Below are 24,053 nucleotides of genomic sequence, written 5' to 3' on the forward strand. Positions count from 1 at the left end.
CCGACCCGAACCCGTCTCGTTCTCAGCAGAGCCCATAGGGTCTGATGTCATCACTCACAGTGCCCATCCCGCCGGACGCTGAGGTCCGGCGTGTCGGGCCGGAACCACCGTTCGTTGCACAGGCCCTCGGTTACTGCCCGAGATGCTGAGGTCGCCGGTGATGGCGTCACTGGTGCTGTCGGACTCGGCGACGTCGACGACGGGGATGACGGGGTCGTCTTCGGCGTCGGAGGCGGCGTCGGTCGAGGTGTGGGTGTGGGTGTGGGGCTGACCGGGGTTGGCCGGGGCGGCGGCGGCGACGTGGGGTCCGGAGCACCCTCGGAGTACGGTCCGCCGGTCGGAGCTCCCTCTGATCTCGGCTGTGGCATCGCGATGGCCGGAGTGGACGTCGTCGGTCGTGGTGTGACCGGTCCGGCTGAGCGGAGGCTGTCGGCCGCCGTCAGAGACTGCGGTGGCTGCGGCGCCCGCGGGTCCGGAACCGTCGGCAGTGGCGGGGCCGGTGGTGCGGGGAACTCGGTGACGTCGGGGATGGTCGGGTCCGGGAGCTCCGGAACGGCCGGATCCGGAACAGCAGGCAGGGCGCCGGTGCCTGTCGCGGCGGGGCGGGTGGCTCCGATGTAGTCGTCGCCGTTGTAGCGGTACCAGGCGGTCTGCACCGGCTTGCCGAACGTCGGCGCGTTGACCATCCGGCCGGAGCCGATGTACATGCCGACGTGGTGCACCTTCTTGTGGGTGCCGTAGAAGACGAGGTCGCCGGGCTGCAGCGGGGTGTTCTCCGGAACGCGGGGGCCGTGCCGGAACTGGGTGTGGGCGGTACGCGGCAGATCCACGCCCGCCTTGTCGTAGGCGAAGGTCGTCAATCCCGAACAGTCGAAGCCGCGGTGCCCGCTCTCGGGGCCGTTGCCGCCCCACACATACGGCAGCCCGATCTGCTTCATCGCCACCTCGACCGCGATCTTCGCGCGCTGATCCGGCAGAGCGGTAGTGGCCGCCGCGGGCTCGACACCGACCGTGACAGCAGCCGGTCCGGACTGCGGCCCTTCCGCCGGGGGAGCCGCGACGACCCCGGACGTGGGGAGAGCAGATGAGGAAGCTGGTGCGGAGACCGGCGGCCCGCCTCCGTTCCCGACCCCAGCAGGAAGTGGAGCCATCCCCGAGCCGGCCAGCGAGGTGACACACCACAAGACCAGCCCGACGGAGACGACCGCCGCGGAGACCCCGATGCCATCTGATCTCTCAGGCCGACGCCGGGAGCCCGGCCCCAGCCACGTTCGCCCAGCGCCGTCCATCGGCATCGCCGCCCGACGCACAGATCGCACCGGCTCGCGTCGCTCACCCATCACAGCACGCAGGCGAGGTGGATCCGCTCGGGGACTCGGTATGTCGCAATGCGGGCAGAACTCACCCTGCTTGTGGAGCCAGAACAGCTCACAATCACGTTCCTTGCGTCGTGCTTCAGGCATGGAGGTGCCGATCCAGAATGAAGAACTGTCAGGGTTTACGATTCTGCCCGAATAAGTGCACGAAGCGCAGCCGGAGCGGCCACGCCAGCAGAATGATCGAGTAGACGCCCACACGGTCCGGGTCCATGACCGTGGCGTGATGCACCGCGCTTTCCGCGTTTAAAACGGGTATCGCGCGAGACTATTGGGTTCCGCACCGCATGACGACATCCTACGATACCGCGAAGATACGTCAAGAAATCCCATCAACTGCAGTCGCACGCATAGTCCGCTCCGCATTTCTTCTGGATAGGGGGCCCTTTTTAACGTGGTGGTCGTGAGGTAAACGCCGGGCGACAGGCCCTGCTCGCTGCGCTTCCAGCGCGTTGTCGACGCCGTCGTAGGGGCGTAGCCGGCTCGGTGGTGCTGCGGCGCGGTCGTCGTAGCCGGCGAACTCCTGGACAGGAAGGGCACTCGCCACGCTGCTCTCCATGCGCAGCCGGCATGGTTCCGGATCCCCGGCTCGGGGGCCTCGCTCTGCCCATGAGGGCGACCAGCGGATCCGCCCGTCAGGTGACCGCCGTCGGCCAGTCGCTCCCGCCGCGGCGGTCCCGGGCGGCGGTCGCGGCAGCGTAGAGCTGAATGTCACGCAGGCCGACGCCGACACCGGCCCGGCGGAGGTGATGCACCAGAGGTGTCACCTCGTCCGCCCACCAGCGCTCGGCGAGTGCCCGGCGGTCCGGCAGGGGCGCGCCGCGCAGGGTCTCGCGGAAGGCCCATGCCTCTGCCGCGTCGGCCAACCGCATCCAGTCGGCGGTGCGGTCGAGCCAGAGCTCGGTCCGGATCGGGTCGGGCAGCGGGATGCGGGTGAGGAACTCACGCTCGGCGGCCTTGCTGGGCAGGTGCATCGCGCGCAGGCAGGCCATCGCGTAGGCCACGGTGCAGACCCACCGCACCCGGGCCGGGAGGGCGACGACACCGCGCGCACGGGCGACCGAGACACGGTGGTGCCCGTCGACGACGAAGTACATCTCCCCCAGCCGCATCAGCTCGACCCGCGGGACCATCTGGCCGGGCCGGGCCATCAGCTCGGCGACCGCGTCCCATCGCGCACGCAGCTGCGGGTTGCGGAGCCGGAACTCGGCGTCGAAGTCCTCGGCCCGCCCGACGGTGCCGACGATCCTTTCGACGCGGACGTCGTCGGGATACTCCATCATGTCGCCGTCGCGACCGAGAGCGCGCACGGCGTCGTCGTACGGAACCAGCCGGGCCTCCGCGGTGCCGGGCCGCGACGGAGGCAGCCGTAGCCGGTCGCGTACGGCGTCGAGGGGGTTCCGTGCCTTCATGTGTGCCGCCCGGGGCGAGGTCGACGGTGGACGTCACAGAAGAGTATTCCGGAGGTCGACGTCGGGACGTGTGATCGTTCCGACGGGTGGATCGACCTCCTTCTCGGTGTGCCGCGGCGTCACAGCGCCCGACGCCGCTGACCCACCTACCCCCGACTCAGGACAGCACGCGCAGCTGGAACGGGTAGTCGTAGGGCCGGTTGTTCGACGCCCGCACCGCACCCTTGATGTGGCACCACGCGGAGACGACGAACAGCACGATCATGAGGGGGATCGCCACGACGATCCCCACCACGGTGAGGATCAGGATCCAGCTGACGATGAACAGCACCCAGAACGACAGGTTGAAGTTGAACGCCCCGGCTGCGGCCCGCCGCGCGAACGGGTCGTCCTTCTTGACCAGCCACACCAGCAGCGGGCCGACCAGGCTCAGCAGCCCGGCGCTCAGGATCGCGGCGATCGGCGCCGAGAGGTGGGCGAGGATCGCGGCGATCCGGCTGGATTCGGCGGGGTACGGCTGCGACATCGAGGTCCTTTCGGTCCGGCCGGCTCGGTACCGGTGGGCCGACCACCCTGCCAGTCGTGGAGCCGGCCGGCTGGAACCGAGCGGCACACCGGTGCCCGACCACCCGGACGGGTGCTCGGGACCCCGATCAGGAGCCCGCCGCGCGGGCGGACGGGCCGGGCCGCGTCGAGGCATACATCAATAACAGTCAGCTATGACTGTTATTGTGCGCCCAGTCGACCGAGGAGGGACGTTCCGTGACGATCGCCGAGCAGGGACGGGGCACCGACACCCAGGTGCCGCGCACGCAGGACCGCATGACCCACGACGTCTGGCTGCCCGACGAGATCGTCGCGGTCCGCGCGACGGCCCGCGCCGCCGTCGAGAAGCGGCTCGCCCCGCACGCCCGCGACATCGGCACCCGCGAGGAGTCCGCCGACAGCTTCCCGTGGGAGGCGTTCCGCGGCCTCGCCGAGGAGGGCCTGTTCGCGGTGCCGTTCGGCGCCGACTTCGGCGCGGGGCTGGCGCACCCGATGCTCGCCACCTGCACGGTCACCGAGGAGATCGCCTACCACTCGAGCTCGATGGCGGGCGTCTACGACGGCCAGTGCATCCTCGTCCCGCAGACGCTCACCTACGCCTCCGACGAGCTGCGCGCCCGGCTGATCCCCGAGCTGACCAGCGGTCGCACCGCGTTCTCCTTCGCCACGACCGAGCCGGAGACCAGCTCGGACCTCACCGCGGAGCGGATGCAGACCGTCGCCGAACCGACCGCCGACGGTGACTACCTGCTCAACGGGCGCAAGCGCTGGATCACCAACAGCGTCGTCGCCGGCTGGGTGTCGGTGCTCGTGCGCGCCGGGGCGGGCAGCGACCGGGCCGCCATGTTCCTCGTCGACCTGTCCACCCCCGGGATCCGGATCGGTGCCCCCGACCTGAAGATGGGCCACCGGGGCCAGATCACCGCCGACATCGTGTTCGACGACGTCCGGGTCCCCGCCGGGAACCTGCTCGGCCAGTGGGGCGCGGGGCTGGGTGTCGCCCTGTCCGCGCTGGTCCGGGGCCGGATCGGGATCGGCGCGGCGGGTGTCGGCGTCGCCCAGGCCGCACTGGACCTGGCCGTGCAGCGGCTGCGCACGCGGCAGGTCTTCGGCGGACCTCTCGGCGCGATGCAGCACTGGCAGTTCACGATGGCCCAGCGCGCGACCGAGATCGAGTGCGCCCGCACGCTCTACCAGAAGGCCGCGACCCTGCTCGACCGCGGCGACCGGTCGGCCGAGCCCGAGGCCGCCATGGCCAAGGCCTACGGCACCCGGCTCGCGAACGACCTCGTCCGCGAGGCGATCCAGATCCACGGCGCGCTGGGCTTCGCCCGGCAGGTGTCGGAGTCCGGCGAGTCGGTGCGCCTGGAGGAGATGTACCGGGACGCGAAGATCCTGGAGATCTTCGAGGGCGCCAACGAGCTGCAGCAGTGGATCGTGGCCCGGCAGCTGATCGGGCGCGACGTCACCGGCTGAGCCCGTCGTCGCACCCGGGCCGTGGCGGCCGGCTCAGTCCACCGGCCGCCACGGACGCGGCGGCAGCATCGGCAGCCCACTCGGCGCGCACTGCCCACCGCGCTCGCCGGCCAGCCGGAACACCAGCCAGCCCGACAGCGCGGCCAGCACCGACCCGGTGAGGATCCCGATCTTCGCCTCGGCGATGAGCAGCTCGTCGGTGAGCGCGAGCTCGGTGACGAACAGCGCCACGGTGAACCCGATGCCCGACAGCGCCGAGCCGCCGAGCAGCTGCCCCCAGCGCAGCGTGTCCGGCACCCGTCCCAGCCCGGTGCGCAGCGCGACCCACGTCCCGACGGCGACGCCGATCGGCTTGCCCACCACCAGCCCGAGCACGATGCCCCAGGTCAGCAGCGAGGTCGCCGCGGCGGACAGGGTCTCCGACGAGAGCACCACGCCGGCGTTGGCGAGCACGAACAGCGGCACGATGACGTAGCTGCTCCACGGCTGGATCGCCTGCTGCAGCCGCTCGTTCGGCGAGACGGCGGCGACCGCGACCGCGCGGGCGGTGCGGGCCCGCTCCGGGGTCGGGTCGAGCAGGAAGTTCTTGCCGATCCGCACCGCCTCGACCATCTCCGTGCGGCGCGGGGCGTAGGCGTTGACCAGCAGCCCGAGCGCGACGCCGACGACGCTCGGGTGCACCCCCGAGCGCAGCACCGCGACCCAGCACAGGATCCCGACGACGGCGTAGAACGGCGTCCGCCAGAACCGCACCCAGCGCAGGGCGAGCAGCCCGGCGAGCAGCACGACGGCGACGAACAGCGCGAGCAGGTCGACCTCGTCGGTGTAGAACAGCGCGATCGCCAGCACCGCGCCGATGTCGTCGACGATGGCCAGGGCCAGCAGGAACACCCGCAGCTGGTCCGGGCAGCGCGGCCCGAGCAGCGCCAGCACTCCGAGCATCACCGCGGTGTCGGTGGAGATCGCGATGCCCCAGGCGCCCGCTGCCTCACCACCGGCGTTGAGCGCGAGGAAGAACAACGCGGGTACGACGAGGCCACCCAGTGCAGCCGCGGCCGGTGCGGCCAGGGCTCGGAACCCGCGCAGCTACCCCCAGCGTCGTCTCGCGGGCGATCTCCAGCCCGACCGAGAGGAAGAACAGGACCATCAGGCCGTCGTTGACCCAGTGCCGCAGGTCGAGGTCGAGCGCGGCGTCGCCGAAGGAGACGGCCAGGCCGGTGTGCCAGAACGACTCGTACCCGGCCCCCAGGTTGGCCCACACCAGCGCTACGACGGCCGCCCCGACCAGCAGGACCGCCGATCCGGACTCGGTCCCGAGGAAGCGCCTCGCGCACGCCGAGATCGCGACGGAGGCGGGGGTACCCCTGGGGACGATCCGGAGCCGGGTCTTCTACGGGCTGAAGGCGTTGCGACTGGCGATGGACGAGATGGGAGTGGAACCGTGACTCCGGACGAGCACCGGGCGATGCGGGAGTCGCTGGGCGACCACGCGATCGGCCGGCTGGAGGGCGACGAGCTGGCGACCCTCGAGGCCCACCTGCAGGGCTGCCCGGCGTGCCGCGAGGAGCTGGCCGAGGTCGCGAGTGTGCTGCCCGCGCTGGGCCGGGTCGATCCGGACCGGCTCGACCACACCCCGGCTCCCCCACCGGACCTGGGCGACCGGATCGTCGCGGCGGCGCGGGCCGAGCGCCCGGCGTCCACCGCGGGCCGGTCACGGAGCCGGTGGGCACCGGTCGCCGCGGCGGCCGCGGCCGCGCTGGTCGTCGGCGGCGTCGCCGGCTACCTGGTCGGCGACCACGACGGCATTCCGCGCGAGCCGGTCGCGGTCCAGGCGATGGACCCTGCGGTGCGGGCCACGGCGGTCGCGATCCCGCACACCTGGGGCGTCGAGATCGTGCTCGACGGCGACGGGTTCCGCTCGGGTGCGACCTACCGCGTCGTCGTCGAGGCCGAGGACGGGCGCGAGGTGAGCGCGGGCGAGTTCATCGGGACCGGCGCGTCGCCGATGGTCTGCAACCTCAACTCCTCGGTGCTGCGGGCCGACGCGGAGCAGTTCCGGGTCGTCGACGGCGCCGGGGCCACGGTGCTGCGCGGCAGCCTGGCTACCTGACCCGGCGGGCGGCGTTGGCGACCAGCCCGAGCAGGAACAGGGTGCTGACCAGTGCCGTCCCGCCCGCGGACACCAGCGGCAGCTGCTGGCCGGTCACCGGGAGCAGACCGACGACGTAGCCGACGTTCATCACGGCCTGCACGACCACCCAGGTCACGGTCGCCGCCGTCACCAGCCGCAGGAACGGGTCCCGGGTGCGAACGGCGACGCGCAGCCCCACCCAGGCGAGCAGCAGGTACAGCGCCAGCACGGCGAGCCCGCCGACCAGCCCGAGCTCCTCGCCGATGACGGCGAAGATGAAGTCGTTCGCGGCGTTGGGCAGGTAGTCCCACTTCGCGCGGCCCTGTCCGAGGCCGGTGCCGAACAGGCCGCCGTCGGCGAGGGACAGCAGCGCCTGGCGGGACTGGTAGCCGGCGCCGAGCTCGTCGCCTGCGCCGAGGAACGTGCTGATCCGGTCGCGGCGGTAGTCGGCGGTGAGCCCCAGGACGGCGACGCCGAGCAGCGCTCCGACGGACATGCCGCCGAGCAGCAGCAGCGGCGCCCCGGCGAAGAACAGCAGCGACAGCACGATGACACCGAGCGCCACCGTCGTGCTGAGCGCGGGTTGCGGCATGAGCAGCGCCGCGGCCAGCAGCGCGACCGGGACCAGTGGGAGGACGGCGTAGCGGCCCCGGCGCACGACACGGCCGCGCAGGGCCAGCACGTGCGCGCCCCACAGCAGGAGCACGACCTTGGCCGCCTCACCCGGCTGCACGGTGAACCCGGCCACCGAGATCCACCGGCGGGCACCGCCGCGGACCTCGCCGATGCCCGGGACCAGCACGAGCACCAGCGCGGCGAGACAGGCGAGCAGCAGCCACGGCGTCCACCGTCGCAGCCCGGCCGGTGACACCCACATCCCGAGCGCGAACGCACCGGCCCCGAGCAGCAGGAAGATCAGGTGGCGGACGAAGACGGTGAGCACCATCCCGTCCGCGACGGTCCGCCCGCCCGCCGACGCCGACAGCACCATCACGACGCCGACCGCGAGCAGCACGCCTGTCGCCCCGAGCAGCAGGTGCAGCGGCGGCACGCGGCGCAGCCGGGCGAGCCGAGACGCCCGGGGGCGTCCGGCTGCTGCGCCCGCTGGGCGCGGGTCGCGCTGTCGCGGCACCGTCACCCGATCAGTGTGGTCCCGGACCGGGCGTCCGGAGTGGAACCGGACGTCTCGGCGCGTCGGGCAAAGGTCACAGTGCGCGGGCGTGCACGACCATGTTGTCGAGGTAGCTGAGTGCCCCCCGGTCGAAGTCGCCCGCACAGGTGACCAGGCGCAGCTGGTCCGGTGACGTACCGCCGAACACGGCGAAGGTCGGGAACGCGTCCTTGGGCATCTGCTCGGTCCGCTCGACGGCGTATCGGTCGACGGAGCCGTCGTCGCGGCCGACCTCGATCACGTCGCCCGGGGCGAGGTCGGCCAGGTCGATGAACACCGCGGGCCCGTCACGTGAGTCGACGTGACCGAGCAGGACAGTCGGGGCGGGCGCGGTGCCGCGGTCGAACCAGCCGACGCGGTCGTGGTCCTGCGGCACCTCGGCGGTGCCGTCGTCGGCGATGCCGAGCCGGAGCAGCTGCGATTCGTCCACCCCGATCGCCGGGATGTGCAGCGAGACGGGCACACCGGCGGCTGCCGGGACGGCGCCGGGCGGCGCGCCGGCGGACGGCGCCGCAGACACGGGAGCGGCGGGAGCGGGGGCGGGCGGTGCCGCACACCCCACGAGCAGGAACACCAGCGCGACGACGCCCGGGAGCAGCAGGGCTCCCGGGCGCCGGTCACGCCTGTGGTCAGCCCTGCGCACGGCCCCGGCGGGCCATCAGCACGCCCGCACCGGCCGCGGCGGCCAGGCCGGCGGCACCGACCGTGTAGAGCGCGGTCGAGTCGGAGGAGGACCCACCGGCGCCGGTCTCGACGCCGCCCATCGGGACGGCGGCGAGCTGGCCGCGCACCGTGCCGGCCGCGAAGTCGGCGGTGTGGGTGTCACCGGTGAAGCCGGCCGGGTTCGCCTCGATCTGCTTCAGCGAGAAGCCGGTGGCGGTGTCCTGGCCGTTCGGGCCCTCGAGCCCGGTGGTGAACGGGCCCTGCAGGCAGCCCGACGAGGTACGGACGTCGCCGTCGCCCTCGGGGTTCGGGAACGCCAGGCGCGGCGGGCCGGGCTTGCCGAGCTCCGCCTCGTGGATGTGCGTCGCGGTCTTGGCCGGGCTCTGGTACTCGCCGGTGACGCCGCGCAGGGTGATGTCGTAGCAGATGATCTCGTCGTCGGAGTTGATCCGGAAGTTGAACTCGCCGGTCGCGCCGGGCTGGCCGGGGACGGCCTGCCCGTCGTTGTTGACGATGGTGTCCGGGGTGGCGCTCACGGCGTACATGCTCGTGAACGTCGACGGCTCCCCGACCTCGGTCTCCTGGGCGAACGCGATCCCCGCGGTCGCGGCGAAGCCGAGTGCGGTGGCGGCGGTGACGGCGGCGAGACGGGGCAGGGTGCGGTGCATCCCGGTGTCCTTTCTGACGGGTTCATCCTTGATTGCCCGTCTCTACGACCACCGCGTCGGCCGCGTTCACCACTCACCTGATCGGGTGCAGCAGCACGTCCCGGACCATGCGCTCCCAGGCCGTCACGACGTCGGTGGACGGCAGTCCGAACTGGCCGATCAGGGCGGGGCAGCGGCCGTCCGGACCGGTCAGGAGCACCGTCGTCATCGGACCGTGCGGGCCGTGCGTGCGGACCGGGCGCACCGCCTCGATCTCGCCGGGGGCGAACGCGAACTGCACCGCACCGGAGACCACGCCGACGACGTCACCGGTTTCGACGTGGTCGACCGATCCCGTGCCGACCTGCAGACAGCCGCCGTTCGGCACGGCCAGCCCGGCCGGGACGCCGTGCTCGCAGAGCAGGCACAGCAGGTCGACGGCCCGGGCGACGTCGCACGGCGGGGCGGCCGGGACGAGCCCGTCGGGAACTCGGCCGCCGCCGTCGGTGAGCGCGTCGAGCAGCCCGAGGTGATCGAGCTCGTCGGGGACCGCCGTCGGCGCGACGGGCGGGTCGTCGACGCGCGGGGCCAGCCGCATCACCTCGGTGACCAGCGGGGCGTCGGGCGACAGCAGATGGGTGCGGTGCACGGCCGCGCCGTCGCCGTCGAACAGCCACAGCGCGGCGGGCTCGCGACGCTCGTCGTCGGCCCGGGTCGCGACGACCGCGGCGACCGCGGGCCGGGACAGGCGCAAGGTCACCGCGTCGGCCCGGACCCCGAACGCCTCGCCGGTGAAGGTCGGCTCGGCATAGGTGCCGAGCTCGCTGATCAGGGCGCTGCCGTTCGCGGTGGTCGCGACGACCTCGTCGAGCAGCGGAAGGTGCCGCGCCAGCGTGCCGGCGTCGAGGTCGAGCCGCTCGCCGACCAGGTGGGAGAGCAGGACGTCGAGGTCGGTGCGGGGCAGGGTCACGAGGCACGCTCCGGTTCAGTAGACGTCACGCAGGTACCGCTTCCCGCGCTTGAGGTCGGCGACGAACTCGGCCGCACCGTCCTCGCCCCCGGTGTGGGCGGCGAGGATCTCGTGCAGCGCGGCGTCGACGTCGCGGGCCATCCGGCTCGCGTCGCCGCACACGTAGAGGTGGGCGCCCTCGGCCAGCCACGCGTACAGCCGGGCGCCGTGTTCGCGCATCCGGTCCTGGACGTACACCTTCTCCGGCTGGTCGCGGGAGAAGGCGAGGTCGAGGTGGGTGAGCAGGCCGTCGGAGGCCCAGCCGAGCAGCTCGGACCGGTAGAGGAAGTCGTGGTCGGAGCGGCGGTCGCCGAACAGCAGCCAGTTCCGGCCCCGCGCCCCGCGGGCCGCGCGTTCCTGCAGGAACGCGCGGAACGGGGCAACCCCCGTGCCCGGCCCGATCATGATCATGTCGACGTCGTCGGCGGGTGGCCGGAACCCGGTGTTGGGCTGCAGCGAGACGACGGCGGTGTCCCCCACGGCGAGCCGGTCCGCGAGGTGGGTGGAGCAGACCCCGCCGACCGCGCGGTCGTCACACCGGTAGCGGACCGAGGCGACGGTCAGGTGTACCCGGTCCGGGAACAGCAGCGGGCTCGACGAGATCGAGTACGCCCGGTGCTGCAGCGGGCGCAGCAGCCCGACGAGCTCCTCCGGATCGAGCCGCACCCGTGCGGTGTGCAGCAGTCCGAGCAGGTCGCGGTCCCACAGGGCGGCCGCGCGGTCCTCGCGCAGGGCGGCGCGCAGCCCGGCGTCGGCGGCCCGCTCGGCGAGCACCTCGAGCAGGTCCCGCGACGGCGTGACGATCTCGTGCGCGCAGGTCAGGAGCTCGCGCAGCGGACGGTCACCGACCGGGGTGTCGCCGTCGTGACCGAGGTGGTCGAGGAACGCCTCGACGAGCGCGGGATCGTTGGCGGGCACGACGTTGAGCGAGTCTCCCGCGGCGTAGGTCAGGCCGGTGCCGGTGAGGTCGAACTCGTGGTGGTGGATCTCCTTGTCCGAGGCGGGCCCGGACAGCCGCACCCGGTGGGCGAGCACGGCGGGCACCGGGGCGGGGCGTTCGCGGCGGCGCGCCGGCTCCGGCGCGGGTGCGGGTGCGGGCTCCTCCGCGGCGGGCGCGGCGCTCAGCACGGCGACGATCTCGGGGAACCACTCCGCGGAGGCGTCCTCCCACATCACGTCGCAGTCGCGGCGTTCCAGGAGGCGGGTGGCCCCCAGCTCGGCGAGGCGGGTGTCGAGCAGCCGCCCGGCCGCGCAGAAGTCCTCGTAGGACTCGTCGCCCAGCGCGCACACCGCGAACGACATCGCGTCCAGGCGTGGCGCGTCGTCGGCGGTGATCATCTTCCGGAAGAGGTCGGCGTTGTCGGGCATCTCGCCGTCGCCGTAGGTGGAGCAGACGACGACCCTGCTCATCGCGGCGAGCGCGTCGGCGTCGACCGCGTCGAGCTCGTGCAGCTCCCACGGCACGCCGGCCTCGGTGAGGCGTTCGGTGAGCAGGTCGGCGACGTACTCGGCGTTGCCGGTCTCGGTGCCGTACAGCACGTGCACCGGGGTCATCCCGGACTCCTTCCGGACGGGTGCGGCGGCGCTGCGGGCGCCCGCGAGGTAGCCGGACAGCCAGATGCGCTGCTCGGCGGTGAACGGGGCGTCCGGCGAGATCGCCAGGTCGCCCAGCTCGGCCGGGGGCGGCGGCGCGATCACGGGGCACCCACCAGGTCCGGTGCGGCGCGGGCCGCGAACAGCTCCTCGACGCTCGGGATCCGGCCGAGGCGTGCGGTGTTGGCGGCGTCCTGGGCGAGGATCCAGCCGTAGGTGCCGGGGCTGTCGGTGCCGTACACGTCGCGCCGGGCGAGGGAGCGCTTGAGGTCGCCGACGCGCTTGTCCGAGACCAGCACGGCGAGCTCGTCGTCGGTGTAGCCGGCCAGCGCGTCGCGGGCGTAGCGCACCAGCCGCGTCCGGACGGCATGGTCCTCGGTGAGCAGCAGCGTGCGGACGGGAACGCCGCGGCGGGCGGCGACCTCCTCGGCGACGGTCTGCACGGTCAGTCCGTTGAGCAGGACGAACATCTCCTCCCCGGCGTCGCCGTCGGGTACCACCCCGGACGCGACGGGGACGCCGTCGCGCTGGGCGAGCTTGTGCCGGCGCAGCTGGTGCGCGGCGAGGGCGGCGGCGAGCTCGTCGACGAGCTCGCGCCGGGTGCGGGCGGCGAGGATCTCCTCGGCATCCTGGTAGAGCCGCAGCGACCGCGGGGTCGCGACGAGCAGGTGCGCGCGCTCGCGCTCCCAGTCCTCGAGCAGCCGGGTGGCCAGCGGCGAACCGGTCGCCTCGACGTGCCACTCCAGCAGCAGCCGGACGGCGGTCGTGTGGAACCCCGAGACCGGTGCGACATCGACCGAGTCGGTCGAGAACCCGACCGTCCCGGTCGGGTCGTACTGGTAGAGGAACCCGCCGGACATGCCGTTGCCCAGACCCGACCCCGCGGCGCCGAGGTTCAGCACGGCCCCGCCGGTCATGTACTCGCAGCCGAAGTCGCCGAGCCCCTCGACGACGGCGCTCGCCCCGGAGTTCCGCACCGCGAACCGGTCCCCCGCCTCGCCCTGCACGAACAGCCGGCCGCCGGTGGCCCCGAACAGCGCGAAGTTGCCGACGAGCACGTTGGTGCCGGGCCGGTCGTCGTGCACGGTGCCGGGCGACCGGACCGCGATGGTGCCGCCGCAGGCGGACTTGCCGACGCCGTCGTTGGCGGTGCCGGTGTGGACGAGCCACATCCCGTCGTTGCAGAACAGCCCGAACGACTGTCCCGCGGCGCCGTGGGTGCGGACCCGCAGCCACCGCTGCGGCAGGAACCGGCGCCCGCGGTCGTCGACGAGTGCCGGTCCGGGGACGTTCTCGTGGTTCAGCATCCGCTCCACGTCGACGGCGAGGCGCCCGCCCACGGAGCGGTGCCGGTTGCCCAGCACGCCGCCGTCGATGTCCACTCCGGACTCCCCACGGGCCAGGGCCGCCCGGACGGTGGCCGACCACCGCTCGTCGTGGTCGTGGTGGGCGCCGACCCGCACCGGGTCGGCGACCTGCGGGGTCGTGACACGGTGCAGCAGGCGGCGCAGGTCCAGCCGCCCGACCAGCGACGGGTGCCGCGCGAGGTGCAGCAGGTCGGCCCGGCCGCGGGCCTCGCGCAGGCTGCGCAGCCCGAGACCGGCGAGGATCTCGCGGACCTCGTGGGCGACGCCGAGCAGGTACTGGGCCAACGCGCGGGGGTCGCCGTCGAAGGCGTCGGCATCGGTGGTGATCCCGGCCGGGCACTTCACGTTGCAGTTCTTCGCCATGACGCAGCGCAGCATCATCAGCGCGGTCGTCCCGAACTCGAAGGAGTCGGCACCGAGCAGCGCGGAGACGACGACGTCGCCGCCGGTCTGGTGCGCCCCGGAGCAGCGCAGCTCGACGGCGTCGCGCAGACCGTGCGCGGACAGCGCCTGGTGCACCTCGGCGACGCCCAGCTCCGCGGAGCGCCCGGCGAACTTGAGGCTGGTGACGTTGGCGGCGCCGGTGCCACCGGTGTTGCCGGCGACGTTGATGACGTGCGCCCCGGCCTTCGCGACGCCGACGGCGATCGTCCCGATGCCCTCCGAGGACACCAGCTTGACCACGACCTTCACCCGCGCCGCGGTGGCGTCGTGGATGAGCTGGGCGAGGTCCTCGATGGAGTAGGTGTCGTGGTGCGGCGGCGGGGACACGAGCTCGACCCCGGGCGTCGCGCCGCGGGCGGCGGCGATGTCGACGGTCACCTTGGCGCCGGGCAGCTGGCCGCCCTCGCCGGGCTTGGCCCCCTGCGCGATCTTGATCTCGACCTGGTCGAGCATCGGGTCGGCGAGATAGCCCGCCCACACCCCGAACCGTCCGGAGGCGAACTGCTTGACCCGGGAGCCGCGGATGGTGCCGAACCGGGTGCGGGACTCGCCGCCCTCGCCGCAGTTGGACAGCCCGCCGACCATGTTGGTGCCGTGGGCGACGGCCTCGTGCGCCCCGGCGACGAGCGCGCCGTGGCTCATCGCGCCCGAGGCGAGGGTGCGGGTGATCTCCGAGGCGGGCTGCACCTGCGACAGCGGGACCGGGTCGGGAGCGGTGACGAGCAGGTCCAGCCGGTCCGCGGCCGTCCCCGTCGCGGCCACCCGCAGGGTGCTGTGGTCGAGGCGTTCGACGGGCACCCCGATCCGCTCGGTCAGCCAGGACGCCAGCGGGCCGGCGTCGCCGTCGACGTGCAGCAGGTCGCCGTCACGGCGCAGCCCGCGCACGGCGATGCAGGCGTTGCCGTGCGGGTCGATGCGGTCGAGCGCGGCGGGGTGCCCCTCACGCAGGTCCGGCGGCAGGACGAGGACGTCGCGCAGCGCGGACGGGCGACGTTCGCGCTCGGCGGCGAGGGACCGGACGAGCTCGCGGTAGCCGGGCGTGGGCGCGGACGCGTCGATCTCGGCGTCGGTCAGCGCACCCAGTCCGGTGTGGACGTAGGCGTCGTCGTGCAGGCCGAGGGAGTCGGTGAGCGCGGCGAGCGGCAGCAGCCGGAGCTCGCGGTCGACCGTGCCCGCGGTGAGCCCGGTCCGTTCGTCGACCAGACCGGTGAACGCGGTGACGGCGGCGGCGCCGTAGGAGTGCCCGGCGCCGTCGGAGCGTTCCTTGAACAGGCCGAGCTGCGGGAGGTCCTCCGGGCCGGCGACGGTCAGCGCGCGGGCGTGCCAGTCGCGGACCGAGCGCTCGATGTCGGCGAAGCCGACGCCGCCGACCGGGGCGTCGACCTCGGGGAGCCAGCGGGCGAGCACCGGGTCGCGGGTGTCGAGGTAGGCGGACTCGAAGAACTCGCCGCCGACGTAGCTCTCCATCGTGCACAGCCCGACCCGGGCCATGGTCTTGAGCAGGGACTTCTCCGCCGCGACGCGGAAGCGCGCGAACGCCGCGCCGGGGTCGTCGGGGTGCTGCTGGACCGCGCGCAGGTGCGCGGTGTGCGGGTGCACGGCCGACGCCCCGAACCCGAGGACGACGGCGAGGTGGTGCGCCGAGCAGACCTGCCCGGTCGCGACGACCAGCGACACCGCGGGGCGCAGACCGGCCGCGACCAGAGCACGGTTCACCGCGGCGACGGCGAGTGCCGCGGGGACCGCGGCCCGGTCGCGGGCGACGGCGCGGTCGTCGAGGACGGCGATGCCACCGCGGTCGCGGGCGAAGGCGACGACCTCCGCGCACAGTCCCTCGACCGTGGTCTCCAGCGTCCCCGGCTCGTGCAGCAGCGCGAACCGGCCGACCGGGACGACCTGCTGGGCCTCGATGCGGGCGAGGCCGTCGGCGTCGAGCACGGGCGAGTCGAGGACGATGCGGTGGAACGGGCCGTCGTGCACTGGACGGGCACCGAGCGCGACGCGCAGGGTCATGCCGTCGGCCTCGCGGATCGGGTCCAGCGGCGGGTTGGTGACCTGGGCGAAGCGCTGGGAGAAGAAGTGCGCGACGCCGCCCTCGCGGTCGCTGAGGGCGTTGATGGCGTTGCCGTAGCCCATGGCGGAGACGCGCTCGGTGCCGGTGTCGAGCATCGGATCGAGCAGGACGCGGAACGCCTCGGCGTCGAGGCCGTAGGCGACGTAGCGCTGGTGGACGGTGAGGTCGTCGCCCCGGGCCTGCTCGGGGGCCTCGGGGGCGGCCGGGAGCTCGGCCGCCGGTGTCCGCGCTTCGACCAGGAGGGCCTCGTGGTCGGCGCGGGCGGCGAGCAGCTCCAGGGTCTGCGCGGTGTCGTAGGTGCGACGCTCACGGGTGCTCCACCACAGCATGCCGCCGGCCTCGATACGGCCGCGGCGCAGCACGTCGTCGTCGGGGAACGGGAACTGGCCCGCCTCCGAGGAGACGGTCAGGTAGTCGGCGGTCTCGCAGGTCCGCAGGGGGCGCAGGCCGAGCCGGTCGAGACGGGCACCGATGACCTCGCCGTCGGAGAAGACCAGCGCGGCCGGGCCGTCGTTGATCTCCTCGACCAGCGACCGGTACTCCAGCATCGCACGCACCGGCGCCGGCAGCGTGCGGTCGTTCTCCCAGGCCGGGGGCATCGCGGCGACGACGGCCGCGACGAGGTCGAGCCCGTCGCCCGCCACACGTGCGTGCAGGGTCTGGTCGAACCGCGCGCTGTCGGACTGCCCGGGCGGCCGCACGATCCGGCGGCCCCGGGCGCGGGCGAGCGCCTCGTCGGCGATCCGGTTCTTGCGGTCGGTGTTGAGCTCGCCGTTGTGCGCGAGCAGCCGGAAGGGCTGCGCCATCGACGGGTGCGGGTCGGTGTTGGTGGAGAAGCGGGTGTGGAAGTAGAGGCTGCGCACCCGGTGCTCGGGGTCGGTGAGATCGGCGAAGTACGGCACGACCTCCCACGAGTTCAGCCGTCCCTTGAGGACCTGGGTGCGGGTCGAGAGGCTGAGCGGGTAGAGGCCGGCGACGGTCTCGTCGGTGTAGGCGACCGACTCGACGTCGAGCAGGATGCCGTGCGCCAGGCGCTCCGGGTCGGCGACGTCGGGGACCTCGACGATCCACTGTCGCACCGGGAGCTGCTGTGCGGCGGCCGCGGGGCGCAGCACCGACGGATCGACCGGCACGTCGCGGACGGCCAGGACGGTGCAGCCGTGCGCCGTGAGGGTGAGCGTGACCAGCGCCGCGGCCGCCGCGGCGCGTTCCGGGTCGGCGGGGAGGAAGACGTTCGCGACGGCGAACCGTCCCGGAGTCAGCTCGCAGCCGGCGAGCCGGGAGAAGAACGACACCGAGAGGTCCACCGAGACCCCGCCGCCGTCGCCGACGCCCTCGGCGGACATCCCGCCGCGGTGCGGCACGGCGCAGAGGGCACGATGAGCGAGGGCGAGCACGTCGTGGGTCTGCACCCCGTCCTTGCGGACGATCAGCCCGACGCCGCAGCTCGCGTGCTCCGCGGTGGGGTCGTGCAGTCCGGACGGTGCCACGTGGCGGTCCTCCTTCAGTAAGGGAAGGCTTACCTTAAGAAGGGGAGAGCGGAGGGATCAACGGCCGGTCGCTGTCGCGCAGGACACACCCGGCGTCGACGGCGGCGGACGGGCGGGACGGGCGCAGGGCTAGACTGCGGGCGACGGGGTGTGGCGCAGCTTGGTAGCGCACTCGCTTTGGGAGCGAGGGGCCGTGGGTTCAAATCCCGCCACCCCGACCACATCCGACCTGCGGAAACAGGTCGGCGCCACTGGACGCGACGATCGATACGTGGCAGTTGATCCAGCAGTGGTTCCCGGAACCGCGTGGACCGCGGCTGCCCGACCTGCTCTGATCGACGCATGGCAACCGGGGTCGTGAAGTTCTACAAGGCCGAGAAGGGCTGGGGTGCGATCAGCAGCCCGGAGCTGCCCGACGGCCTCGACGCCTTCGTCCACTTCAGCGACATCGAGGCCGAGGGCTACAAGGCGTTCGAGCAGGGCGACCAGGTCGAGTTCGACTACGAACCGGCCCAGCAGGACAGCTTCCGTTTTCGCGCGACCCGCGCACGACGGCTCTGACACCTGGCCCCTCCCGCCTCGCGCTCGATCGCATCGAGCGCGAGGCGGATATCGTCGGTGTCGACGTGGGCGTAGGTCGTCGTGGTCGAAGAGCTGAACAGGATCGACAGCGGTCGACATGTGACGGTTCTGGAGGAACGGGGCGCAGTACGCTGCCGTTGACACGTCTCGTGAGTGCGTTCGGACAGAACCTGGATGAGCACGGACAGAACCTGGATGAGCACCGAGCTTCAGTACGATGAGCCCGCCGGGTGGCGCCTGCACGTCTCCGTCGAGGCTTTGGCCCATGTCGCATGCGAGGTTGCCGGACTCCTCCCTGAGGGGGTCCACGCGCAGGCGGTCGGTACGCAGATCTCGATCTGGTCGAATCGGGGAGCGGGGTCGCCGCGGGTCGTCGAGATGAAGGACCTCGGCGTACCCGGCGATCCGGTGACGGCAACAGACATCCCGACCGAAACCGTGCTCCGTGCTCTGGACGCCATCCAGGAAATGGTCATGGACCACCTGCACCAGAGCTGGCCGGTGGTATCCGGAACGAGCAGCGGACTTCACCCGCAGGCTCAGCGCGACGGAGACCAGGTGGCAATCGGGTATGTGGACCGTTCCGGAGCCGGTCTGCAGCTCACGCCGTTCCCCGTGCCTCCTGAGCCGGAATGAGTCGTCGTCGCAGGCTGACAGCCGGCGTGCCCGTCGACGACGAGGCGCATCGATCTCGCGATCCTCAGGCCCAGCCCCCACGCACAGCGGGTGCGCCTCGACATAGACCGTCTACCTGGCCGTCGCGACCTGCCATCTGTCCGCAGTGCCCGTCGGCATCACAACGACCAGCGGACCACCTGCGGTGGCGGCCTGGTCGGTGCTCAACGTGCGGCTGGCCGTCACGGTGAACACTCGCGTGCTTCCGTCGGACAAACGCAGCGTCAGTCGAGCGCCGGCCTCCTGGGTGGGGATGGCATCGGGCGCGAGGCGCACGATCCACCGTCGTGGCCCTGCCCATGAGCCGGGTTCGGCCGGAAGTCCCGTGGCATCGATCGGGACAGCCGGTGCCGGCAACAGCGAGCCTGCGACGAGCAGCCCCTTCGCTTCGGTGCGGACGGCCCCGCAGGTACGCCTCGACGATCGCCTGCCGGTGCTCCGGACGGAGCCGCCGCAACGCCTCCTCGACCAGCCAGCCGTCGACGAGCGCGTCGTCGGCCGGGCCGACAGAGTCGTTCCCGGGGTCGGGCTCGTCGGTGAGCCTGCGGCGCCACGGCCGCGCCGCGACCCTACGGATCTCGTCGATCACCACGTTGCGGGCGATGGCGAACAACCACACCCGCAGGCTGGCGATCGACGGGTCGTAGGAGTCGGCACGACGCCAGGCGCGCAGGAAGACCTCCTGCACGGACTCCTGGGCCGCGCCCTCGTCGCCGAGCTGACGCAGGGCGTAGCGGTAGAGCTCGGCTCCGTGCGCCGTGTACGCGGCCCGGAGCCCCTGCTCGGTGTCGAGCCCGGGTTCTGCGGCGCGCGTATCGACGGAGCGCAGCCTGCGGTGGGGCGCCTTCATCGGTGTCTGCGAACCTCCTGAACGTCCCTGTGGCCGGTGTGTACGTACCCGGGGGCGGGGATGTTCACGGGGCCGGTGTGGGATACGCTGTGGAGGTCCTGATCGGCGAGATCGGGGCATGCGGGCGTAGCTCAATGGTAGAGCCCCAGTCTTCCAAACTGGCTACGCGGGTTCGATTCCCGTCGCCCGCTCCACCATCTGACCAGCGGAAACGCTGATCGGCTCTGATCTTGAGACAGACTTCGTGCATCAAACGTGGTGCGAGTCGGTCCTAGCGTTGACTGCATGGCAGGTCGACAGCCCGCGAGCACCGCCCGAGCACGGGGCAGCATCACCACGCTTCCGAGCGGCACCATCCGCGTCCGGGTCTACGCCGGGATCGACCCGGTGTCCGGACGCCGGCACTACCTCACCGAGCTGGTCCAGCCGGGGAAGAAGGCGCAGCGCGAGGCCGAGGCCGTGCGGGCCCGGCTGCTTGCCCAGGTCGAGGAGCGCCGCAACCCGCGGACCAACGCCACGGTCGACGAGCTGGTGCGGCGCCACCTCGACCAGTTCGCCGGGGCGCCGAACACCCTGCAGATGTACCGCGGGCACGTGAAGAACCACATCTCCCCGCTGCTCGGGCGTATCAACATCGGTCGCCTGGACCCCGAGATCCTGGACTCGTTCTACGCCGAGCTGCGCCGCTGCCGGATCCACTGCTCCGGGTCCGGGCTCGTCGACCACCGGACCCGCCGGGACCACGAGTGCGACGACCGGTGCCGCCCGCACCGCTGCAAGCCGCTCTCGGCGACGACGGTCCGGCACATCCACTTCATCCTCTCCGGGGCCTACAAGCGCGCCGTGCGCTGGCGCTGGGTCGCGGTGAACCCGCTCGCCCAGGCCGAGCCGCCGCCGGCCCCGAGGTCGAACCCGCGGCCGCCGAGCGCAGAGCAGGCCGCGCGGCTCCTCAACAAGGCGTGGGACGACCCGGACTGGGGCGCCCTGATCTGGACGGCGATGACGACCGGCGCCCGCCGGGGCGAGCTGTGCGCGGTCCGGTGGACGTGGCTCAACTTCCAGGAGGGCCGCGAGACGCTCTGGTTGCAGAGCGGGATCCGTAAGAGCGACGACGGCTGGATCGAGGGTGACCTCAAGACCCACCAGCAGCGCCGGATCGCGCTCGACGCCGAGACGGTCGCGGTGCTTACGGATCTGCGCGCCCGGGTGGTGAAGCGTGCGGAGATGTTCGGGATCGAGCTGGTGCAGGACGCGTTCGTGTTCAGCACTGCGGCCGACGGTGCGACGTTCCCGACGCCGGACAGCGTGACCCAGCGCTACGACCGGATGGCGAAGAAGCTGGGGATCGTGACAACGTTCCACAAGCTGCGGCACTACTCGGCGACGGAGCTGATCGTGGGTGGGGTCGACCCGCGGACGGTCGCGGGGCGGCTGGGACACGGGGACGGAGGAACCACGACGTTGAAGACCTACACGGCGTGGGTGTCGGAGGGGGACCAGCGGGCGGCGACCGGGCTCGGAGCGCGGATGCCGGAGCGGCCCAGCCGGGCGGAGGAGGCGCGCCGGGCTGTCCGGGTGTCGGAGCACCCGTACGAGCACCTGGCGGACGCGATCGTCGCGAAGTCGGCACGGGGCGAACTCGGCGTCGGGGATGCGCTTCCGCCCGCGGAGCAGATCGCGTCTGAGGCAGGGGTGTCGTTGTCGACGGCGCGGCGCGCCGTGCGTCTGCTGAAGGACCGAGGTGCGGTAGTGGTCGTCGGTGGACGTCCGGTCCTGACCGCGAGTGCGCCGACTCCGGCCAGCCCGGTCGTACACGGGGCGCCTGCCTCGCACTCGTTGGAGCCGCCAGCCGAGGAGGTGGCGAACGTGCAGTGGCTCGCGACGCTCCGCGGGCCGGCCGGGCTGCACTCTCGTGCGCGGATCGTCAGCGGCTCGCTCGACGACCTGGACGGATTCCGCCGGCATCTCCTCGGAATCGCGCGAATCGAGGACCCCGATGGAACGGACGACGGCGAAGCGTGGATCGGACGCTTCGAGCTCGATCTTCGTCGGCCGGGAGACGCTTCTGTCATCACTCTCCGGTGGTGAACGGCCCTGCGAACTCGATCCCCGATCGAGTTCGTTCGGCGGGCAGCTCGACCGTTCGGCGGTCTATCTATAACCGCTGGTCACAAGCATCACCCGAACGGGTGGTCGAGTGAGACCGTTCGTCGCTCCGGCACGGACGGTCGCCGGGAATGTGTCGATTCGCGTGGACGAACCACATCTGTGTCAGCACCCTTGAGGCAGGCGCTACACCAGTCGCGCCGCATCCGATCAGATGAGAGGAGGACCAACATGACCGTCTCAATCGGTACTACCGCTCGCACCGGCGAGCGGTGCCCGGCGTCGGGCGTCTGGGAGGTCGTCGGTACGCCGACCACCACCGCGCCCATCTCCAAGGGCGAGACCATGCCGCCGTACAGCGGCAAGGCGGTCACCTGGCGCCTGCGTCAGCACGCCTGAGGTGACAGAACCCGGGATGGGCGTATCTGTAGTACGCCCATCCCGGGCTCGTCACCGTGGCACACGTGAAGAACGTAGTGAAGTGTTTCGGACCGTCCCGGTGACGGACATCAAGTCCACCGAGAAGACCGCGGTGCAGCCGTAGGCTCGGGCCATGACCGAGATCCTCACCGTCAGCACCGCGACGGTGTCGCGCAATGCAGCGGTCGCTCTCGCGCGATCCGCGATCTCTGCCGGGCTCGCGGCCGGTGGACAAGTCAGCGGCCCGGTCGGTTCAGTCTTCTGGCACGCCGGTGAATTCGGCGAGGGTGAGGAGTGGGTGGTCTCGTTCAAGACCACCGCCGCGCGCTACGACGAGCTGGAGGCGCACCTCATCGAGCACCACGAGTGGCAGAACCCCGAGGTGACGGCGGTGCCGATCGCCCGTGCGTCAGCGGCGTACGTCGAGTGGGTGGAGCGCGTCACTGCGAAGTAGCTCCCGCACGGCGGGGACGTCGCCATACTGCTGCCCGAGCCGTCCGGCGACCTCGGCGAGCCGCTGACGTGGCCGCACCGAGGCGACGTTCCCCATCGCCCGCAGGCTGCCCGAGATCGTCTCGGCGGCCTGTTCGACCTCCCCGGCGTCGGCGTAGCTCTGCGCCAGCCACGAGGAGTAGAGCGCCTTGTCGCGGGCGTGCGCGTCGCTGTAGCGGCCGAGCGCGCTCTCCAGGACGGGGACGGCGCGCAGCGGCCGGCGGAGTTCGGACCAGCAGCGGCCGGTCATGATGGCCAGCTCGTCGGCGTCGAGCCAGGCAGCGTAGTCCGGTGTGCGGGCTCCGGCGATGGCGTGGGCCTCCTCGGCGAGGCCGAGGCAGCGGGCGGTGGTGTCGGCGTCGCCGTCGAGGGCGAAGGTCCAGGCGGCGCGGGAGTAGAGCAGGGCGCGGACGCCGGGGTCGACGCCGTCCTGGCCGGCGGCCTGGACTGACTTCTCGGAGATCGTCTGTGCGGGCTTGCCGAGCGCGATGAGCTGGTAGGCGTGGAAGGCGAGGGCGTTCCCGGCTAGTGCCTCGTCTCAGAACGTTGGCGTCGTAACCGAGTCGGTTCGGCGGGCTGGGAGGCTGTCGCCGGAGGTGGGCGATGGCACGGCAACCCGAGGTGTTCGTTCGGGAGCTCGATCCGGCTGAGGCGCAGCGTCTGATCAAGATCACCCGCACGGCCCGGGACAGGGTCGGTCTGCGGCGGGCGGGGATCGTGCTGGCCTCGGTCCAGGGGCGCAGCGCCGGCGAGGCGGCAGCGATGTTCGCCGCGACGGCACAGTACGCGCGGGAGGTGATCCACGCGTTCAACCAGCAGGGGTTCGCGGCGCTGGACCCAAGATGGAGCGGGGGCCGACCTCGTAGGTTCGGCCCCCACGTCCACGAGATCATCTGTCGGGTCGCTCGGACACCGCCGCAGCAGGCCGGGCTACCGTTCACCACCTGGAGCCTGTCGAAGCTGGTCGAGCACCTCGCCTCGGCGCACCGGGTCGTGATCAGCACCGAGGGTGTGCGCCGGGTCCTGCGCGCCGCCGGGGTGCGCTGGCGGGCCACGAAGACCTGGAAGGCCAGTTGCGACCCGGAGTTCCGGGCCAAGATGGACCGGATCCTCGAGCTCTACGACCGCTCGGCCGCAGGTCAGATCCCCGATGGCGGGCGGGTGATCTGCGTGGATGAGTTCGGGCCGCTGAACCTGCAACCTCGACCTGGGCGGGGCTGGTTCCCCAGCGGCCGTCCGGTGTCGACGACGGCCTGAGACTGACCCCCTGACGTCGGATTGGGATTGACCCCTTCTGGGCGACGCTGAGGGGGTGTTGTCGGTGGAGGACTGGTCCGAGATCCGTCGTCTGCATCGGGCGGAGGGTGTCCCGATCAAGGAGATCTCCCGCCGGCTGGGAGTCGCGCGGAACACGGTGCGTTCGGCGCTGCGGGCGCCGGGCCCACCGCGGCGGGAACGGGGCCCGCGGGGTTCGCTGGCTGATGCGGTCGAGCCGCAGGTGCGGGCTCTGTTGGCGCAGTTCCCGCGGA

Annotated in this window: 23 protein-coding genes and 2 tRNA genes; 12 read left to right on the forward strand and 13 right to left on the reverse strand. The window is 72.4% G+C overall.

The annotated features are described in order from the left end of the window. Nucleotides 1-50: 50 nt before the first annotated feature. From FVA95_RS34005 to FVA95_RS22295, 3 genes are all read right to left on the reverse strand, one after another. Nucleotides 51-1,463: an NlpC/P60 family protein gene (locus FVA95_RS34005; RefSeq protein WP_193564402.1), complete on the reverse strand. Its 1,413-nt coding sequence runs from the start codon at nt 1,461-1,463 to the stop codon at nt 51-53. 548 nt (nt 1,464-2,011) lie between these two features. Then, a complete protein-coding gene (locus tag FVA95_RS22290; protein WP_149665897.1) occupies nt 2,012-2,788 on the reverse strand; it encodes a hypothetical protein in 777 nt (258 codons plus the stop codon). Nucleotides 2,789-2,945: 157 nt separating this feature from the next. Beyond that, entirely contained in the window at nt 2,946-3,314 is a 369-nt protein-coding gene (locus tag FVA95_RS22295) for a DUF4870 domain-containing protein (protein ID WP_149665898.1), read from the reverse strand. 236 nt (nt 3,315-3,550) lie between these two features. Here FVA95_RS22295 and FVA95_RS22300 point away from each other — a divergent pair, with 236 nt between their 5' ends. Continuing rightward, nucleotides 3,551-4,810, forward strand: coding sequence for an acyl-CoA dehydrogenase family protein (locus FVA95_RS22300; protein ID WP_240051665.1), 1,260 nt, complete (start codon nt 3,551-3,553; stop codon nt 4,808-4,810). A gap of 33 nt (nt 4,811-4,843) precedes the next feature. Here the strand turns inward: FVA95_RS22300 and FVA95_RS22305 are convergent, their stop codons facing one another. After that, nucleotides 4,844-5,896, reverse strand: coding sequence for a Na+/H+ antiporter NhaA (locus FVA95_RS22305; RefSeq protein WP_368667350.1), 1,053 nt, complete (start codon nt 5,894-5,896; stop codon nt 4,844-4,846). Beyond that, the gene (locus tag FVA95_RS33530) at nt 5,799-6,185 is read right to left on the reverse strand and encodes a Na+/H+ antiporter NhaA (RefSeq protein ID WP_368667351.1); all 387 of its coding nucleotides are present in this window, start codon (nt 6,183-6,185) and stop codon (nt 5,799-5,801) included. Before FVA95_RS33530 ends, FVA95_RS22305 begins: the two co-directional genes overlap by 98 nt. A 66-nt stretch (nt 6,186-6,251) precedes the next feature. On the opposite strand from FVA95_RS33530, the gene FVA95_RS22315 reads away from it, so the two are divergent. Next, nucleotides 6,252-6,920, forward strand: coding sequence for a zf-HC2 domain-containing protein (locus tag FVA95_RS22315; protein ID WP_149665899.1), 669 nt, complete (start codon nt 6,252-6,254; stop codon nt 6,918-6,920). Here FVA95_RS22315 and FVA95_RS22320 read toward each other — a convergent pair. The 6 genes from FVA95_RS22320 to FVA95_RS22345 form a co-directional block, all read right to left on the reverse strand. Continuing rightward, nucleotides 6,913-8,079, reverse strand: a complete 1,167-nt coding sequence (locus FVA95_RS22320) for an FtsW/RodA/SpoVE family cell cycle protein (protein WP_149665900.1) — start codon at nt 8,077-8,079, stop codon at nt 6,913-6,915. The two genes, FVA95_RS22315 and FVA95_RS22320, sit on opposite strands and share 8 nt — an antisense overlap. 67 nt (nt 8,080-8,146) lie before the next feature. Next, nucleotides 8,147-8,755 (reverse strand): sortase domain-bontaining protein, encoded by a 609-nt coding sequence (locus FVA95_RS22325; protein WP_149665901.1) that lies wholly within the window; start codon nt 8,753-8,755, stop codon nt 8,147-8,149. Continuing rightward, nucleotides 8,742-9,443, reverse strand: a complete 702-nt coding sequence (locus FVA95_RS22330; RefSeq protein WP_149665902.1) for a CHRD domain-containing protein — start codon at nt 9,441-9,443, stop codon at nt 8,742-8,744. Before FVA95_RS22330 ends, FVA95_RS22325 begins: the two co-directional genes overlap by 14 nt. 73 nt (nt 9,444-9,516) lie before the next feature. After that, nucleotides 9,517-10,392, reverse strand: a complete 876-nt coding sequence (locus tag FVA95_RS22335; protein ID WP_149665903.1) for a hypothetical protein — start codon at nt 10,390-10,392, stop codon at nt 9,517-9,519. A 15-nt stretch (nt 10,393-10,407) separates the two neighbouring features. Further along, entirely contained in the window at nt 10,408-12,129 is a 1,722-nt protein-coding gene (locus tag FVA95_RS22340; protein WP_240051666.1) for a sulfite reductase flavoprotein subunit alpha, read from the reverse strand. Further along, a complete protein-coding gene (locus FVA95_RS22345) occupies nt 12,126-17,399 on the reverse strand; it encodes a glutamate synthase-related protein (protein WP_240051667.1) in 5,274 nt (1,757 codons plus the stop codon). Before FVA95_RS22345 ends, FVA95_RS22340 begins: the two co-directional genes overlap by 4 nt. A gap of 144 nt (nt 17,400-17,543) precedes the next feature. Between FVA95_RS22345 and FVA95_RS22350 the strand changes: the two genes are divergently transcribed. The 3 genes from FVA95_RS22350 to FVA95_RS22360 all read left to right on the forward strand — a co-directional run bounded on the left by FVA95_RS22350 (nt 17,544) and on the right by FVA95_RS22360 (nt 18,617). Further along, a tRNA-Pro gene (locus FVA95_RS22350) sits at nt 17,544-17,620 on the forward strand. Between the two features lie 121 nt (nt 17,621-17,741). Continuing rightward, the gene (locus tag FVA95_RS22355; protein ID WP_149665904.1) at nt 17,742-17,960 is read left to right on the forward strand and encodes a cold-shock protein; all 219 of its coding nucleotides are present in this window, start codon (nt 17,742-17,744) and stop codon (nt 17,958-17,960) included. A gap of 216 nt (nt 17,961-18,176) precedes the next feature. Then, nucleotides 18,177-18,617 carry a hypothetical protein gene (locus FVA95_RS22360; RefSeq protein WP_149665905.1) on the forward strand — a complete coding sequence of 147 codons (441 nt, stop codon included), beginning with the start codon at nt 18,177-18,179 and terminating at the stop codon, nt 18,615-18,617. Nucleotides 18,618-18,681: 64 nt separating this feature from the next. On the opposite strand, the gene FVA95_RS33125 is transcribed toward FVA95_RS22360, so the two are convergent. Further along, a complete protein-coding gene (locus FVA95_RS33125) occupies nt 18,682-19,506 on the reverse strand; it encodes a sigma-70 family RNA polymerase sigma factor (RefSeq protein WP_240051668.1) in 825 nt (274 codons plus the stop codon). Nucleotides 19,507-19,626: 120 nt separating this feature from the next. On the opposite strand from FVA95_RS33125, the gene FVA95_RS22370 reads away from it, so the two are divergent. The 4 genes from FVA95_RS22370 to cutA all read left to right on the forward strand — a co-directional run bounded on the left by FVA95_RS22370 (nt 19,627) and on the right by cutA (nt 22,486). Continuing rightward, nucleotides 19,627-19,700 (forward strand) — tRNA-Gly (locus tag FVA95_RS22370). A gap of 91 nt (nt 19,701-19,791) precedes the next feature. Continuing rightward, entirely contained in the window at nt 19,792-21,594 is a 1,803-nt protein-coding gene (locus tag FVA95_RS22375) for a tyrosine-type recombinase/integrase (protein WP_149665906.1), read from the forward strand. A gap of 249 nt (nt 21,595-21,843) precedes the next feature. After that, nucleotides 21,844-22,011, forward strand: coding sequence for a hypothetical protein (locus FVA95_RS31505; RefSeq protein WP_164514894.1), 168 nt, complete (start codon nt 21,844-21,846; stop codon nt 22,009-22,011). A gap of 154 nt (nt 22,012-22,165) precedes the next feature. Then, entirely contained in the window at nt 22,166-22,486 is a 321-nt protein-coding gene (gene cutA, locus FVA95_RS22380; protein ID WP_149665907.1) for a divalent-cation tolerance protein CutA, read from the forward strand. Here the strand turns inward: cutA and FVA95_RS22385 are convergent. After that, nucleotides 22,442-22,774: a hypothetical protein gene (locus FVA95_RS22385; RefSeq protein WP_149665908.1), complete on the reverse strand. Its 333-nt coding sequence runs from the start codon at nt 22,772-22,774 to the stop codon at nt 22,442-22,444. The genes cutA and FVA95_RS22385 overlap by 45 nt on opposite strands. 63 nt (nt 22,775-22,837) lie before the next feature. Here FVA95_RS22385 and FVA95_RS30945 point away from each other — a divergent pair, with 63 nt between their 5' ends. The 3 genes from FVA95_RS30945 to FVA95_RS22395 form a co-directional block, all read left to right on the forward strand. Next, on the forward strand, nt 22,838-22,975 hold the full coding sequence (locus FVA95_RS30945) for a hypothetical protein (RefSeq protein WP_161992393.1): 138 nt from the start codon (nt 22,838-22,840) through the stop codon (nt 22,973-22,975). 152 nt (nt 22,976-23,127) lie between these two features. Beyond that, nucleotides 23,128-23,781, forward strand: coding sequence for an IS630 family transposase (locus FVA95_RS22390; RefSeq protein WP_205015936.1), 654 nt, complete (start codon nt 23,128-23,130; stop codon nt 23,779-23,781). Between the two features lie 55 nt (nt 23,782-23,836). Further along, a partial coding sequence (locus FVA95_RS22395; protein ID WP_193564260.1) for a sigma factor-like helix-turn-helix DNA-binding protein occupies nt 23,837-24,053 on the forward strand: 217 nt, incomplete at its 3' end.

The organism is Pseudonocardia sp. EV170527-09 (assembly GCF_008369905.1).
Taxonomy (GTDB): Bacteria; Actinomycetota; Actinomycetes; order Mycobacteriales; family Pseudonocardiaceae; genus Pseudonocardia.

Coding starts and splice junctions, on each gene's coding strand:
- FVA95_RS34005 (WP_193564402.1), bottom strand. CDS start 1,463: ATGCCTGAAGCACGACGCAAGGAACGTGATTGTGAGCTGTTCTGGCTC.
- FVA95_RS22290 (WP_149665897.1), bottom strand. CDS start 2,788: ATGAAGGCACGGAACCCCCTCGACGCCGTACGCGACCGGCTACGGCTG.
- FVA95_RS22295 (WP_149665898.1), bottom strand. CDS start 3,314: ATGTCGCAGCCGTACCCCGCCGAATCCAGCCGGATCGCCGCGATCCTC.
- FVA95_RS22330 (WP_149665902.1), bottom strand. CDS start 9,443: ATGCACCGCACCCTGCCCCGTCTCGCCGCCGTCACCGCCGCCACCGCA.
- FVA95_RS22355 (WP_149665904.1), top strand. CDS start 17,742: ATGGCAACCGGGGTCGTGAAGTTCTACAAGGCCGAGAAGGGCTGGGGT.
- FVA95_RS22360 (WP_149665905.1), top strand. CDS start 18,177: ATGAGCACCGAGCTTCAGTACGATGAGCCCGCCGGGTGGCGCCTGCAC.
- FVA95_RS33125 (WP_240051668.1), bottom strand. CDS start 19,506: ATGAAGGCGCCCCACCGCAGGCTGCGCTCCGTCGATACGCGCGCCGCA.
- FVA95_RS22375 (WP_149665906.1), top strand. CDS start 19,792: ATGGCAGGTCGACAGCCCGCGAGCACCGCCCGAGCACGGGGCAGCATC.
- FVA95_RS31505 (WP_164514894.1), top strand. CDS start 21,844: ATGACCGTCTCAATCGGTACTACCGCTCGCACCGGCGAGCGGTGCCCG.
- cutA (WP_149665907.1), top strand. CDS start 22,166: ATGACCGAGATCCTCACCGTCAGCACCGCGACGGTGTCGCGCAATGCA.
- FVA95_RS22385 (WP_149665908.1), bottom strand. CDS start 22,774: ATGACCGGCCGCTGCTGGTCCGAACTCCGCCGGCCGCTGCGCGCCGTC.
- FVA95_RS22390 (WP_205015936.1), top strand. CDS start 23,128: ATGGCACGGCAACCCGAGGTGTTCGTTCGGGAGCTCGATCCGGCTGAG.